The following is a 12,766-nucleotide window of genomic DNA, read 5'->3' on the forward strand; positions in this document are numbered from 1 at the left end:
CAGCCGTTTTTCAGGCTATTTTTGTCATAAACGCAGTCAGTAACTCGGATTGGCCCGCCGCGGGCGAGCTTAATCGGCCGAACATAAACGCAGTCACTAAGCAAAAACAAGCACCCACCAACGGAATCGTTGGTGGGTGCTTGTTTTATTGAAATAGAAACGCTTTGCGGAAAATACGACAGCGGTTAGCTTGCGCTAGCTGTCGCGACCAGCGCCTGAGGCCCATTCCTCCCAGTCAGAGTAATAGTCGTCTCGATCGGACTCGTTCGACTTGCCGACGAGTTCCCGCTGCAGACGCTCCAAATCCATTTCTGGTGAATCGTACTTGAGCTGACGGGCAACCTTCGCCTGCTTTGCTTTCGCACGGCCGCGACCCATGGCCTGACCCCCTTGTGTAATCCGTGGGACGGCACGGGGATACGGCCGACCCACTTATGTCTTATTGCGTTAATTCCTGTAAGACACCATAGCCGATTTTTAGACGAAGGGGTTACGCGGGGAGGCCCATAGTGGGTTGTGTCCTCGCGCTCAGACAACTCAATATGTGCTGTGACCTGGGGGAATAACCTTTCTGAAAAAGAATGGAAAAAGTTATTTTTTCACCACTCTGTCTGGTGGCTTTACCTATTTCCCGTTACTTATTTCCCACGCAGGCGGTTGATGGCCGCACGACCCGGCGGCAGCTGCTCGACGCGGTCGATGGAGGAAGGGTCGACGGCCACGGCGCAGTCACCCACCACAAGGCCCTCGCGTTCCTGAGCCGAGCGCTTAAGCAGAGCCAATGCAATCGGGCCGTAATCGGCATGTTGCACGACGGTGCCTACGCGTCCCACGGCGCGCTTGCCCATCATCACTGGATCGCCGGTTTCCGGCAGAGTGGCTGAGCCGTCGAGCTGCAGCATCACCAAAACTCGTGGGGAGCGACCAACATTGTGGACTCGAGACACAGTCTCTTGGCCGCGATAGCAGCCCTTGTCCAAGTGCACGGCAGCCGTGTCGAATTCAGAGGCAATCCAGCGCGGAGCCTCATGCGGAATCATCTTCTCATCTACATCGATTCCCAGCTCCGGCCGCAAGGAGACTACGCGTTCGGCCTCCCAGCCCATCAGGCCAACTGGGGAGGCACCAGCAGCTACCAACGCTTCCCAAGCACCGACTAAATCCTGTCGGCGCACGAGCACATCCACACGTCCGCCGCGTGGCCAAGGCACGTGCCGGACGTAGGAATGCCCCACCGTCGTAGCCTTGCCCACCTGCGGGAATGCGAGGCCGGCAGACACCAGTACCTCAGGGGCATTCGGCCCCATGACGGAAATGATCGCCCGTTCTGCCTCAGCAATTTCCACCTTGGACCAGAACACCATCATGTTCAGGTACTTCAACAGGGAGTCGAAGCCAACTGGGGGCACGTCGATAAGCACGGAATCGTCCAAAACAGTCAGCGTCATGTGGTGGAGAACATGACCGTTGGCATCCAGGTTCAGTGCTTCAGTGACAGTGCCGGGGGTGGCATCGTCGACCTTCTGTGAAAAAAGTGTGTTGAGGTAGGTCAGGCGATCCTCGCCAGTAACCTCAATAACGCGGTAGTACGAGCGATCTACTACTCCGCAGTCCTCCTGTAGATGACGTTGCTCTACCAGTGGACGGCCGTAGTGCCATGCCACGCTAGCTTGCCCTGTGGTTTGCTCAACGTTTTTCGCTGAGGTTCCGTCTGAGGCGTTCTCTGAGTCCTTCTCTAAACCTTCCGTCTGTCCGCCCAATTCGAGGGCAGCGGCACCAGCCACGTGAGACATCAAAGGACTTACATACTCAACACTCACTCCCTCATGTTAACCAGAAATCCCCAAATTAAGCATGGATTAAGCTTGTGTGTATGACGGATTCGCTTTCTTCTCTAGTTCTTATCGACGTCTTCGCAGACGGTGGCCCGATTGCTGTCGAAGCAGGACAGCCGTTCCTCTACGCGGACGATCTCGGAGCTATTCGCGGTGACGGAGTTTTTGAAACACTACTGGTCAGGGGAGGTCATACCTGTAATACTGACCGGCACGAGAAGCGGTTCGCATCGTCAGCGCTAATGCTGGATTTGCCAACCCCGGACCTGGAGCAATGGCGGGCGGCTACCGAGGTTGCACTACGGGAGTTGCGCGATAGGTCAATTGAGGGGGATGCGACGTTGCGGTGGGTTTACTCGCGTGGTCGCGAGTCCACTGGAAGGCCGACTGGCTACGTTTTGGCAAGCTCCGCGGAAAAGGTGGCGGAAAATCGCCTGAAGCCGGTATCGGTCATGCTTGCAGAGCGTGGTTTCTCGCTCGACCTTGGCTCCCGTGCACCGTGGGCGCTCATCGGCGCGAAAACGTTGTCATACGCAGCTAATATGGCCGCATTACGCTATGCCAAGTCCAAGGGTTTTGACGATGTCATCTTCACCTCCGCAGAGGGAAAGCTCCTGGAAGGCCCGACATCGACCATCATCGTTCAGCGCGGCAATGAGCTGCTGACCCCCAACCCCGGTGAAGGAGTGCTGCCGGGCACGACTCAGGCAGCGCTGTTTGAAACAGCTGCCAACTGCGGCTGGAAAGTCACCCCGACGATCCTGGTGCCCGGGGACCTATTCACCGCCGATGCGGTATGGCTGGTGTCGTCGGTGCGTATCGCGGTCGTGGTTAAGTCCATCGATGGTGAGCCGATTCGGCAGCCGGACGCAGTCGCGGAAAAGGAATTCCGTGACCTGTGTGACGAGGCGCTGGCGACGCAGTAGGGCTTGACGCAGTAGGGCACCAAGTCGTAGTGCGCAAAGTAATAGGGCCCCGCAGCCAGGCCACACAGCGCCCGTCGTAAAGCGGGGAGAACCTAGCCTGCGTAACGCTTGAGCTGCGCGGACATACGGGGAGCGAATTCCTCATCCCGCAGGCGCTCGTCCACCCAGCCGAGATCGTTGTTCGGCATCAAACCGTAGAGGCGCTTGCCCGGGCCAAGTGATGCTGGACCGGTAGCAGTGACCATTGTGGAGGCTGCCTGCAGCTCCCATGCGCGCTCGGAGACCGGCTTGCCGTAGTAAATCTCAGTGACGCCGGTGGAGTGGACGCAGATGAACTCAATCTCGTCATCGTTGTTGATGCGCCAAAATCCCGTTTCACGCTGGTCAGGGCCGGTTGGTTTGCCTTCTTCATCCAGCTTCCAGATGCGCGACTCATACTTCAGGTAGTTCTCGCCATCATGGCTGAAGATAACTTGCTGGCCGAAGTTGTACTCACCGTCGACGACGGTGTTTGCCTGCCCCTCACCGCGCCACACGCCGACCAGCGGCAGTAGTGCCAGCAGGCCGTCGTGAATATTCGGGCCGAAACGCAGGTTAGCGGTCTCGTCGGGAATCGGGAGCCCTTCAAGCTCAGTGATGTTGCGCGTAGCGGTGCTCTTGGCCTGCTCGGCCGCGCGGTTGATGGCCTCGTTGCCGTCGAGGCGAGGGGCTTCCGCAGCTGCAGGCTCCTGTGCAGCGGCGTCTGTCTGGTTGCTGCCATTGTTCTCGGTCATGCTTCACACTCTACCGCTGAAGCTCTTGTGACCATGTATGGGCTGTTGGCGCATGGTGGCAACGCTGCAACGACGTTTAACGGCGATGCTTGACGACGGCCTTAGCGACGCACCCGACAGTTCTTCTCCGGCAGCTTTTCCGTGGATTTCGCCGATGCTTCGGCATCCTGCTGGGACGTCGGCGGCATGAAGTTCGTTGGCGACACGGTGCACTGAATCTGTTCGCCTTCGATGGTGACCGAACCGCCCGATACGTACACGCGGGTTGCTGGCATCCCCATTGGTATTTCCGAATCTCGCAGTGTCAACCTGAAAGTATCCAGAATGTGCTGAGCGTCGACCTCGGAGAGCTCAGGTTTGCTGTGGATCTTAGAATCTGTTGGGGACGAGGGTGCAGAAATAATCTCCATCGGCGTGATGATCACGTCGCGGCTGACAATGCGCAATTTTGCCGAAACCTGGGTTTTTCCCTGCCATCCGGCTGGCGTGGCCTCGAAAATAGCCTCGGTTTCCCAGCCGCCGGTGGGGGATGAGTCTTTCAGGCTCTGGATGCTCAAGTCCGTCAGTCCTAGCTTGTTGCCCAGAGAGACACCGTCGAGCGACAGCTTGGTGAAGTACTGCTTCGTCGGTGACTCTGGGAAATTGCCACTGAGCACTGACGATGCCGGAATCTTAACGTTGGAGGCACCGTACTCCAGAGATACTAAGCCGAAGTCGGGTACCTCTACATCGCGGATGCGCGAAGTCACGGAGCTCCACTTACCCGTAACAAAAGAGGACAAGTAAGCTTGTCCGCCAATGGCGACGTATGGGGTCATCTCCAGCTGCGCAGTCTCTTGAATATGCTCGGAGAGCTTGTACTCCGCATGGCTGGCGAAGCCCATGTCGGTGGCGATCACCAGCGCGGCAACGGCGAGGATGGAGCCACCAATCTTCTTCTGTCGTCGGGAAATGGACACACTCTATTAGTACCCCATCGCTTTTGGCCCAGAGGACATCGGGGAAGTGTTGAATCCGCTGCTGTGTATAGGGTGGGGCGTATGAACGTAACCGAACTGCTTGACGTAGACACCACCGCCGCCAGTACGCTACTGCAGCGCGCCCACTCCACCGACGGCGTGGAGGCGTTCGGCGAGGCTTTCGTCCGAGGGCTTGACGACGACTCTTTCGGGCATCGACACTTTGCGATTATCGAGAACGACCGTTACTTGGGCCTGGCAGCCGTTGCGCCAGATGCTATGGAGATGGTTGTTGATCCGGAGTTTCGCAGGCAAGGAGTGGGAGCGAAGCTGCTTGCGCACATCGATGCTGAAGTCGGTGAGCGTCTGCCTATCTGGGCTCACGGTGATGTCGCCGGTGCCAGCCGTTTGGCAGAGTTGACGGGACGCAAGGTCGTCCGCGAGCTGTTGCAGATGTCCGTTTCGGGCTCAGCGTTGGAGAAGGCGGCGGGGGACGTCGATAAGCGTGATGATGTTGAAGCCCTGACCCTGACTGCGGCGCGTGCGAAGTGGGGTGCGGCAGCGGTAGATCGAGCGTGGTTGGCAGTGAATAACGAGGCGTTTGACTGGCATCCGGAGCAGGGTGGTTGGTCACAGCCACAACTCGATCGCGCTCGGGATGTGCAGTGGTTCGACCCGGAGGGCGTGTTCTTTGCTGCGGATGTGGCCGGGGCGCGCGACAGTGCGGAGGAGATTTGCGGTTTCCACTGGACGAAGTGGCACGCTGAGGAGCCTGTGCCAACTGGTGAGGTCTATGTGATTGGACTGAGCTCGAAGGCGCGCGGACGTGGTCTGGGGCGATGGTTGACCAATGTTGGGCTTTCCCATCTCCGGAGCCGGGGAGCGGAAAAGGTAATTCTCTATGTCGAAGGCGACAATGCGCCGGCAGTGCGCACGTACCGTGCGGTCGGTTTTGAGGTGGCCCGCCGTGATGTGATGTACGGCGCCTAACGGGTAACGCGTTAGGGGAACTAGGAATCGTCGAGACCTGTAGCCGGTTGTAGGGCTTAGGGCAGTCTCAGATATTGGTGGTGGCCGACTAGCGGGTGGGGTTAGCTCTGTTTATTTTCAGAGTTTCAAAGGAGTTTTTCAGGGTTTTATACAGGGGAAATGAGAACAGTTAAAGAATTACTTACATCGTTCACCAATTGTTAATGTTCCGAACAGGTTCCAGTTACTATCGCTCGATACTTTCAGCACAGTGGACCGGAGTGTGGCGGTTCCACGAGAACTGTTTCACTCATTGTGTAAACCCTGGAGGATTTACTGTGCTGAAGAAGAACCGTGCTGCATCCGTAATCGGCCTGGCAGCAGTTGCAAGCCTGACCCTGGCTGCTTGTGCTGAAGGGGGAACGCTGCAGGGCGAGGGCGCTACCTCGCAGCAGCGTGCGATGGACCTGTTCGCCACCAAGTTTGAAGAGGCCGGCTCGACCCTGTCGTATAACGCATCTGGCTCTGGTTCCGGTCAAACTCAGTTCATTGCCGGTACCGTTGCTTTCGCTGGCTCCGACTCTCCGCTGAAGGAGAAGGACGGCAAGGACCAGGTTGCAGAGGCTAAGAAGCGCTGCGATGGTAACGACGCATGGCACCTGCCGATGGTTATCGGTCCGGTTGCCGTTGCCTACAACCTCGAGGGCACCGATGTCACTCTGACCCCGGCTCTGGTTGCTGAAATCTTCGACGGCAAGATCACCAAGTGGAATGACCCGAAGATTGCTGAGGTTAACAAGGACGCGAAGCTGCCGGAGAAGGACATCAAGGTTGTCTACCGCTCTGAGGAGTCCGGTACTACTGATAACTTCATGAAGTTCCTGAGCGCAGCTGCTCCAGACCAGTGGAAGCACGAGGCTTCCAAGTCGTTCCCGACCGCTACTGGCCAGGGCGCTAACGGCTCGGCTGGTGTTGTCGACGAGGTTTCCAACATCGATGGTGCTATCACCTACGTTGAGGCTGGCTTCGCTAAGGACAAGAACCTGGACATCGCCAAGATGGACTTCGGTCATGGCCCGGTTGAGCTGAACAACGACACCGTCGGTAAGGCTCTGGATTCCGTCACGTTCAAGACTGAGGGTCACGACATGGTTGTTGACACCGACGCTCTGTTCGCAATGGATGAGAATGGCGCTTACCCGCTGATTCTGACCACCTACGAAATCGTCTGCTCCGCTGGTTACGACGAGGAGACTCGTGACCTGGTTAAGAGCTTCCTGAAGGTTGTTCTGGAAGAGGGCCAGGGCCCAGAGCTCGAAGAGCTGGGTTACATCCCGGTTCAGGGTGAGTTCAAGGACAAGTTGTCCGCAGCGGTTGACGCTATCAAGTAATTCTTTGCGTGCAACTCGGGTGAAAGCAGAGTGGGTTCTGTCGTTACCCGGTTGGCGCGAGGATAACTTCAGCCGGCCACGCAGATTTGAGCTGTAGGCCGAAAACCTGACGTAGACCGGTTGGCTTTATATATCGACACCTCAGTTGATTGAGTACCGCTCGTAGAGGGGTACAGAGGCCAATCGGTCTTTATGTGCGTTGAAGCACGAATCACTTCTACTTAGGAAATGAGATCATGAGTTCCTCGACTCCCATTGACGGGAAACAGGAGACTGTAGACAGCAATCTGTCGCAGTCCTCAGCACCGCAGGTGGATTCATCCGGCGACGAGAGCTCGGAAGAGCAGGCCATTCAGACTGGCGTTGTTCGTCCTGGTGACCGAATCTTCAAGATTCTGGCTGTAGGATCTTCCGCATTGGTGACTGCTGCCATCATCGCAATTGCAGTGTTCCTGCTCCTGCGCGCAGTTCCGGCAATGTCCCGTAACGAAGCGAACTTCTTCACCTACACCGAACGATGGAACCTGGCGGATACCTCCGCCATGTACTTCGGTATTCCGAACATGTTTCTGGTGACCGTCGCGGTTTCCATCCTGGCGCTGATTCTGGCAATGCCGGTTGCGCTGGGTATTGCCATCTTCCTGACTGCTTATGCTCCGAAGAAGCTAGTTAAGCCGCTGGGTTACCTCGTGGATTTGCTGGCTGCAGTGCCGTCGATTGTTTACGGTCTGTGGGGTTTTATGGCTCTTGGTCCGGCGTTGGCTGGACTGTACGGGTGGTTGGCTAAGACACTGGGCTTTATCCCGATGTTTGCCCTGTACCCAAACTCGCCGGCATTCGAGACCGGTCGAAACCTCTTCACCGGTGGCATTGTGCTGGCAATTATGATTCTGCCGGTTATCGCGGCTACCACCCGTGAGGTCTTTGTTCAGACCCCGCGGGGGCACATCGAGGCATCGCTTGCTCTCGGTGCTACCCGCTGGGAGATGGTCAAGCTGGCAATTCTTCCATTCGGTCGTTCTGGCTTTATCTCCGGCTCGATGCTGGGTCTGGGACGCGCTCTCGGTGAGACTATGGCACTCTACCTGGTGATCTCTCCGTCCTCGGCATTCCGCGGTTCGCTTTTCGACGGTGGTACCACCTTCGCAACCGCAATTGCTAACGCGGCACCGGAGTTCAACGACAACCTCAAGGCCGGCGCTTACATGTCCGCAGGTTTGGTGCTGTTCCTGCTGACCTTCGTGGTCAACTCCGCAGCCCGACTGATTGCGAAGAAGTAGCAAGGTCGTAGGAAAAGAAACGAGAAGGAACAATGACTAGTTCAACTACTGATTCTTCGCCTCACGGCCCTGCAGACATGGTCCCCACCACCGAGTCGGCATTCACCCAGATTAAGGGTTCCCGCAAGGTGGCGGACAACGTCTCCACGGTTCTGATTTACTTCTGCATGGCTCTTGCTCTGGTCCCGCTGGTGTGGGTCCTCTTCGAGCTTGTGGTCCGAGGCACCCCATCGCTGCTTAACGGTGAGTGGTGGACTGCATCCCAGCGCGGTGTCACCGTTGGTGCGTCTGCCGGTGGTGTTGCGCATGCAATTGTCGGTACCTTGGTTCAGGCTCTGGTTACGACTCTCATGACCGTGCCGTTCGGTATCTTCGTCGCCATCTACTTGGTCGAGTACGCAGGTAACTCGCGCCTGGGCAAGGTCACCACCTTCATGGTCGACATTCTCTCCGGTGTGCCGTCAATCGTCGCGTCGCTGTTTATCTACTCGATGTGGGTGGTCATGTTCGGCATGAGCCGCTCCGGTTTCGCCGTCTCGCTGGCGCTGGTTCTGCTGATGCTGCCAATCGTGGTCCGCAATACCGAGGAAATGCTGCGTATCGTTCCGCACGAGTTGCGTGAGGCCTCTTACGCTCTGGGTGTTCCGAAGTGGAAGACCATTTTGAAGATCGTGCTCCCGACCGCACTGTCGGGCATCGTTACCGGCATCATGCTGGCCGTCGCCCGCGTCATGGGTGAGTCCGCGCCGATGCTGATTCTGGTTGCAACCTCGCGAATCATCACCTACAGCCCGTTCGGTCAGTCGCAGTCCTCGCTGCCGCTGTTCATGCTGGACATGTACAAGGCCGGTAATACCGGTGCGGCATTCGACAAGATGTGGGGCGCAGCGCTCACGCTGGTTCTCATCATTGCCCTCATCAATATCCTGGCGCGCTTCGTATCCGCCAAGTTCTCCGTCAAGAGCAGTTAATGCTGGGCGCCTAACGTCCGCTATTTCAAGGAAGGTTTTTGAAAGACCATGGCTAAGCGCCTAGACCTTAACGATGTCAACATCTACTACGGCGATTTCCACGCTGTGCAGAACGTCAACCTGCATGTCCCGCCGCGTTCCGTTACCGCATTCATCGGCCCGTCCGGCTGTGGTAAGTCCACCGTGCTCCGTTCGCTGAACCGTATGCACGAGGTCATCCCGGGTGCCTACGTCACTGGCGAGGTGCTTCTCGACGGCGAAAACATCTATGGCCCGAAGATTGATCCGGTCTCTGTTCGTAACACCATCGGTATGGTGTTCCAGCGTCCGAACCCGTTCCCGACCATGTCCATTGAGGACAACGTCGTGGCTGGCCTGAAGTTGGCCGGTGTTAAGAACAAGGCTCATCTTCAGGAGGTTGCTGAGAAGTCCCTGCGCGGCGCCAACCTCTGGGATGAGGTCAAGGACCGCCTGGACAAGCCGGGCGGTGGCCTCTCCGGTGGTCAGCAGCAGCGTCTGTGCATCGCGCGCGCAATTGCAGTTGAGCCGGAAGTTCTGCTGATGGACGAGCCGTGTTCCGCGCTGGACCCGATTTCCACCCTGGCAATCGAGGACCTGATTCACGAGCTGAAGGCAGAATTCACCATCGTCATCGTGACCCACAACATGCAGCAGGCAGCTCGTGTGTCCGATCAGACCGCATTCTTCTCCCTCGAGGCAACCGGTAAGCCGGGGCGTCTCGTCGAGGTTGGCCCGACCAAGAAGATCTTCGAGAATCCGGAAAAGAAGGAAACCGAGGACTACATCTCCGGTCGCTTCGGTTAAACGCTTTGCGTATGCTTTAATAACCGAAAAGAGCCCCGTACCTCACGCGTATTCACGCGAGGTACGGGGTTCTTTTTTGTTGTTGCAGTTTAAGAGATTGCTATGGCGCGCACAGTTTTGCCACCTAATTGTCTAACCGCAGAGGTGATTTGTGCCGGGGCAGACAGTTTTTGTTGTGGGATCAAACAGTTACTGACTAGGTTTATGTCAGATGAATAGCGTTTACTCACAGTAAAGTGTCATAAGCCTAGTCAGTTTCTCGGGCTGGGGCGGTGTTTGGCTGGGGCAGTGTTTAGCCTGGTGTGGTTTAAAAAAAACAGCTCCACTTCGGCCTAAAAACCCGCCCGCCCCAGGCCAGCAACCTCCCAGCAGCTCAGCAGCCCCCACCAGCAGCTCAGCAGCCCCCAACCTCCCAACACCCAGCCCTACAGCCCCCCAGTAGCCTGCAACTTCACGAACCTACATCCGCAGGTGACGCTCCAGGGCCTGCAGGCGTTGGTCAAAGCTGCGCTGGTCCCGCTCGTCCTCAAGTTTGTCCAGGTAGACATCGCGCTTGTAACCGGTGGCCAGGTAAATAATCCGGGCGGCAACCTCGACGGCGTGATCCGCGTAGCGCTCGTAGAAGCGGCTCAGCAGAGTGACATCCACTGTCTGTGCAGGGGAGTGCGGCCAGTTATCGTCGTTGGTCAGCGTAAACAGGTGCTGGTGGATGTCGTCGATGCTGTCATCGGTTGTATCCAGGGCCAATGCCTGGTCAACGTCGTAGTCGATGAGCACCTGACGGGTTTCGTGCGTCATCTGCTCAGATACGGAGGCCATCTCGCGGAAGAACCCCTCCACGGGCTCCGGCAGTGCCTTGTGCGGGTGGCGGCGCCGGGCAACGTTGGCAATATGCACACTCAACGCGCCCATGCGGGAGATGTCCTCGACAATGTAGAGGCCACTGACAATCTGCCGGAGGTCACCAGCCACAGGAGCTTCGCGGGCCAACAGCTCGAAGGCCCGCTGCTCCGCATCTCGGCGCAGGTCCTCGAGAGAATCAATCTGGGAAAGAACGGTTTCAGCCGAGACTAAATCAGCCTCAAAGAGGGCCTTGTTCGCAAGCTTGTGCATGGAGCCAACTCGGTCGCACATCACAATCAGGCTGTGAGCCAAGTTGTCCATTTGTTCTCGGTAGACAGTGCGCATGCGTTTCATACTAGGCAATCTCCAGCCAGGTCGCGCGATAGTGGGGAGCCCCCAATTACCCCTCGCGCATTTATGTAAAAATTCGCCCAGAACCGAAACCTAGCCACCGGAGTGCATAATCTCCGCGCCCTCGGGCACGGTGTCGTCCTCCGGGTCGTCCAACCAGCCCTCCGGCAATACCACTTTTGCAGGGGATCCCTGTCGGCCGCGGGCGCCGTCGGCGTCCTCCGGGCGGGCGTGGGCGCTGGGGCCGTCGTAAAGCGGTGTGAGAATCTCGTCGAGCGTTGCCAGCGAATCGACGCGTGCGAGAGACTTGCGCACCTCACTGCCGGCGGGGTATCCCCGCAGGTACCAAGCGATGTGCTTGCGCAGGTCGCGGCAGCCCTTACGCTCGCCCTCGTGCTCCACGAGCAGTTCCGCGTGACGACGGATTATCCCCGCGACCTCACCAAATGTTGGTGCCGGCGGCACTTCTTCGCCACGCAGCTCGGCGGACAACTGCGCAAATAGCCACGGGCGACCAAGGCAGCCGCGACCGACGACGACGCCGTCGCAGCCGGTCTCGTCGAGCATTTTGCGGGCATCGGTGGAGGCAAAGATGTCGCCGTTGCCAAGCACTGGGATATCGCTGAAGCTGGAGTCGACCATGTGCTCCTTCAGCCGCGCGATCTGCGACCAGTCGGCGTGACCGGAGTAGCGCTGTGCTGCAGTGCGGGCGTGCAGAGCCACAGCCTGGGCGCCCATCTCAGCGGCGATGCGACCGGCATCGAGGTGTGTGTGGTGCTCGTCGTCGATACCAACGCGGAATTTCACGGTCACCGGGATGTCCGTGCCCTCAGTGGCTTTGACCGCTGCGGCGACGATGTTGCCGAAGAGACGGCGCTTATACGGCAGTGCCGAGCCGCCGCCCTTGCGGGTGACCTTCGGTACCGGGCAGCCGAAGTTCATATCGATGTGGTCGGCGAGGTTTTCGTCGACAATCATCTTTGCGGCCTCGTAGGTCCACTTCGGATCAGTGGTGTAGAGCTGCAGGCTGCGCGGGTTTTCGTCAGGCGCGAAGGTGGTCATGTGCATGGTCTTCTCGTTGCGCTCGACCAGCGCTCGCGCGGTGACCATCTCGCAGACATAGAGGCCCGAGACCGTGCCTGTACGCTGCAGCTCCTGCTCGCGGCACAGCGTGCGGAATGCCACGTTGGTGACACCGGCCATCGGAGCGAGTACCACGGGGGAGGCGAGCTCAAAGGGGCCGATGTGCATGTGCGCGGACGTGGCATCGGCGGGCTTGGCGGCGCTGAGTGGACTCGTGGAGGTATCTAACACGTACAGTATTGTGTCACGCTGAACTGCCGTTTTCGAATCTGTTTTGGTCGGCCGGTTGGATTGGTCGTGCGTTTGGCTGTGCTCATCTATTCCACGAGCGTTTCAGCAGTTCCATCGCAAAGTGCGGGGCAATTATCAAAAACCGGCGCGCTATTGCTAGGCTATTTTGTTGCGCGGGCCTTTAGCTCAGCTGGTAGAGCTACGGACTTTTAATCCGCAGGTCGCGGGTTCGAGCCCCGCAGGGCCCACCGCCGCCCCTGGTAGACAGACTTTCTTAGTCCGACTACCAGGGGCTGTTTTCTTTTTGTGCCCTGTTTAGGGTGTTTTTC

At 58.0% G+C, this 12,766-nt stretch carries 12 protein-coding genes and 1 tRNA gene; 7 read left to right on the forward strand and 6 right to left on the reverse strand.

Annotation, left to right across the window (positions count from 1 at the left end; all coding sequences use genetic code 11):
• Nucleotides 1-195 precede the first annotated feature (195 nt).
• Together CORAM0001_RS10425 and ygfZ are read right to left on the reverse strand one after the other, a co-directional pair.
• Nucleotides 196-378 (reverse strand): DUF3073 domain-containing protein, encoded by a 183-nt coding sequence (locus tag CORAM0001_RS10425; RefSeq protein WP_005511943.1) that lies wholly within the window; start codon nucleotides 376-378, stop codon nucleotides 196-198.
• A gap of 260 nt (nucleotides 379-638) precedes the next feature.
• Nucleotides 639-1,664 (reverse strand): CAF17-like 4Fe-4S cluster assembly/insertion protein YgfZ, encoded by a 1,026-nt coding sequence (ygfZ, locus tag CORAM0001_RS10430; RefSeq protein WP_005511935.1) that lies wholly within the window; start codon nucleotides 1,662-1,664, stop codon nucleotides 639-641.
• Between the two features lie 209 nt (nucleotides 1,665-1,873).
• Here ygfZ and CORAM0001_RS10435 point away from each other — a divergent pair, with 209 nt between their 5' ends.
• Complete coding sequence (locus tag CORAM0001_RS10435; RefSeq protein ID WP_005511941.1) at nucleotides 1,874-2,761, forward strand: aminodeoxychorismate lyase; 888 nt, start codon at nucleotides 1,874-1,876, stop codon at nucleotides 2,759-2,761.
• A 92-nt stretch (nucleotides 2,762-2,853) separates the two neighbouring features.
• Here the strand turns inward: CORAM0001_RS10435 and CORAM0001_RS10440 are convergent, their stop codons facing one another.
• Together CORAM0001_RS10440 and CORAM0001_RS10445 are read right to left on the reverse strand one after the other, a co-directional pair.
• On the reverse strand, nucleotides 2,854-3,534 hold the full coding sequence (locus CORAM0001_RS10440; protein ID WP_005511936.1) for a heme-binding beta-barrel domain-containing protein: 681 nt from the start codon (nucleotides 3,532-3,534) through the stop codon (nucleotides 2,854-2,856).
• 101 nt (nucleotides 3,535-3,635) lie between these two features.
• Complete coding sequence (locus CORAM0001_RS10445) at nucleotides 3,636-4,493, reverse strand: LmeA family phospholipid-binding protein (RefSeq protein ID WP_005511944.1); 858 nt, start codon at nucleotides 4,491-4,493, stop codon at nucleotides 3,636-3,638.
• Nucleotides 4,494-4,574: 81 nt separating this feature from the next.
• Between CORAM0001_RS10445 and mshD the strand changes: the two genes are divergently transcribed.
• The 5 genes from mshD (at nucleotide 4,575) to pstB (ending at nucleotide 9,929) form a co-directional block, all read left to right on the forward strand.
• Nucleotides 4,575-5,483 carry a mycothiol synthase gene (gene mshD, locus CORAM0001_RS10450; RefSeq protein WP_005511937.1) on the forward strand — a complete coding sequence of 303 codons (909 nt, stop codon included), beginning with the start codon at nucleotides 4,575-4,577 and terminating at the stop codon, nucleotides 5,481-5,483.
• A 317-nt stretch (nucleotides 5,484-5,800) separates the two neighbouring features.
• Nucleotides 5,801-6,853, forward strand: coding sequence for a phosphate ABC transporter substrate-binding protein PstS (gene pstS / locus CORAM0001_RS10455; RefSeq protein WP_005511934.1), 1,053 nt, complete (start codon nucleotides 5,801-5,803; stop codon nucleotides 6,851-6,853).
• Between the two features lie 236 nt (nucleotides 6,854-7,089).
• Nucleotides 7,090-8,133: a phosphate ABC transporter permease subunit PstC gene (pstC, locus tag CORAM0001_RS10460; RefSeq protein ID WP_005511931.1), complete on the forward strand. Its 1,044-nt coding sequence runs from the start codon at nucleotides 7,090-7,092 to the stop codon at nucleotides 8,131-8,133.
• 77 nt (nucleotides 8,134-8,210) lie between these two features.
• Nucleotides 8,211-9,104 (forward strand): phosphate ABC transporter permease PstA, encoded by an 894-nt coding sequence (gene pstA / locus CORAM0001_RS10465; protein ID WP_050773652.1) that lies wholly within the window; start codon nucleotides 8,211-8,213, stop codon nucleotides 9,102-9,104.
• A gap of 48 nt (nucleotides 9,105-9,152) precedes the next feature.
• Nucleotides 9,153-9,929, forward strand: coding sequence for a phosphate ABC transporter ATP-binding protein PstB (gene pstB, locus CORAM0001_RS10470; RefSeq protein ID WP_005511933.1), 777 nt, complete (start codon nucleotides 9,153-9,155; stop codon nucleotides 9,927-9,929).
• 459 nt (nucleotides 9,930-10,388) lie between these two features.
• On the opposite strand, the gene phoU is transcribed toward pstB, so the two are convergent.
• Complete coding sequence (gene phoU / locus CORAM0001_RS10475; RefSeq protein ID WP_005511942.1) at nucleotides 10,389-11,126, reverse strand: phosphate signaling complex protein PhoU; 738 nt, start codon at nucleotides 11,124-11,126, stop codon at nucleotides 10,389-10,391.
• Nucleotides 11,127-11,216: 90 nt separating this feature from the next.
• Nucleotides 11,217-12,374, reverse strand: coding sequence for a tRNA dihydrouridine synthase DusB (dusB, locus tag CORAM0001_RS10480; RefSeq protein ID WP_005511932.1), 1,158 nt, complete (start codon nucleotides 12,372-12,374; stop codon nucleotides 11,217-11,219).
• Between the two features lie 238 nt (nucleotides 12,375-12,612).
• Between dusB and CORAM0001_RS10485 the strand changes: the two genes are divergently transcribed.
• Nucleotides 12,613-12,685 (forward strand) — tRNA-Lys (locus tag CORAM0001_RS10485).
• The last annotated feature ends 81 nt before the right edge of the window (nucleotides 12,686-12,766 follow it).

Source organism: Corynebacterium amycolatum SK46 (genome assembly GCF_000173655.1).
In the GTDB taxonomy this organism is placed as follows: domain Bacteria; phylum Actinomycetota; class Actinomycetes; order Mycobacteriales; family Mycobacteriaceae; genus Corynebacterium; species Corynebacterium amycolatum_A.

Coding starts and splice junctions, on each gene's coding strand:
- CORAM0001_RS10435 (WP_005511941.1), top strand. CDS start 1,874: ATGACGGATTCGCTTTCTTCTCTAGTTCTTATCGACGTCTTCGCAGAC.
- pstA (WP_050773652.1), top strand. CDS start 8,211: ATGGTCCCCACCACCGAGTCGGCATTCACCCAGATTAAGGGTTCCCGC.
- dusB (WP_005511932.1), bottom strand. CDS start 12,374: ATGCACATCGGCCCCTTTGAGCTCGCCTCCCCCGTGGTACTCGCTCCG.
- CORAM0001_RS10440 (WP_005511936.1), bottom strand. CDS start 3,534: ATGACCGAGAACAATGGCAGCAACCAGACAGACGCCGCTGCACAGGAG.
- CORAM0001_RS10425 (WP_005511943.1), bottom strand. CDS start 378: ATGGGTCGCGGCCGTGCGAAAGCAAAGCAGGCGAAGGTTGCCCGTCAG.
- phoU (WP_005511942.1), bottom strand. CDS start 11,126: ATGAAACGCATGCGCACTGTCTACCGAGAACAAATGGACAACTTGGCT.
- mshD (WP_005511937.1), top strand. CDS start 4,575: ATGAACGTAACCGAACTGCTTGACGTAGACACCACCGCCGCCAGTACG.
- pstC (WP_005511931.1), top strand. CDS start 7,090: ATGAGTTCCTCGACTCCCATTGACGGGAAACAGGAGACTGTAGACAGC.
- pstB (WP_005511933.1), top strand. CDS start 9,153: ATGGCTAAGCGCCTAGACCTTAACGATGTCAACATCTACTACGGCGAT.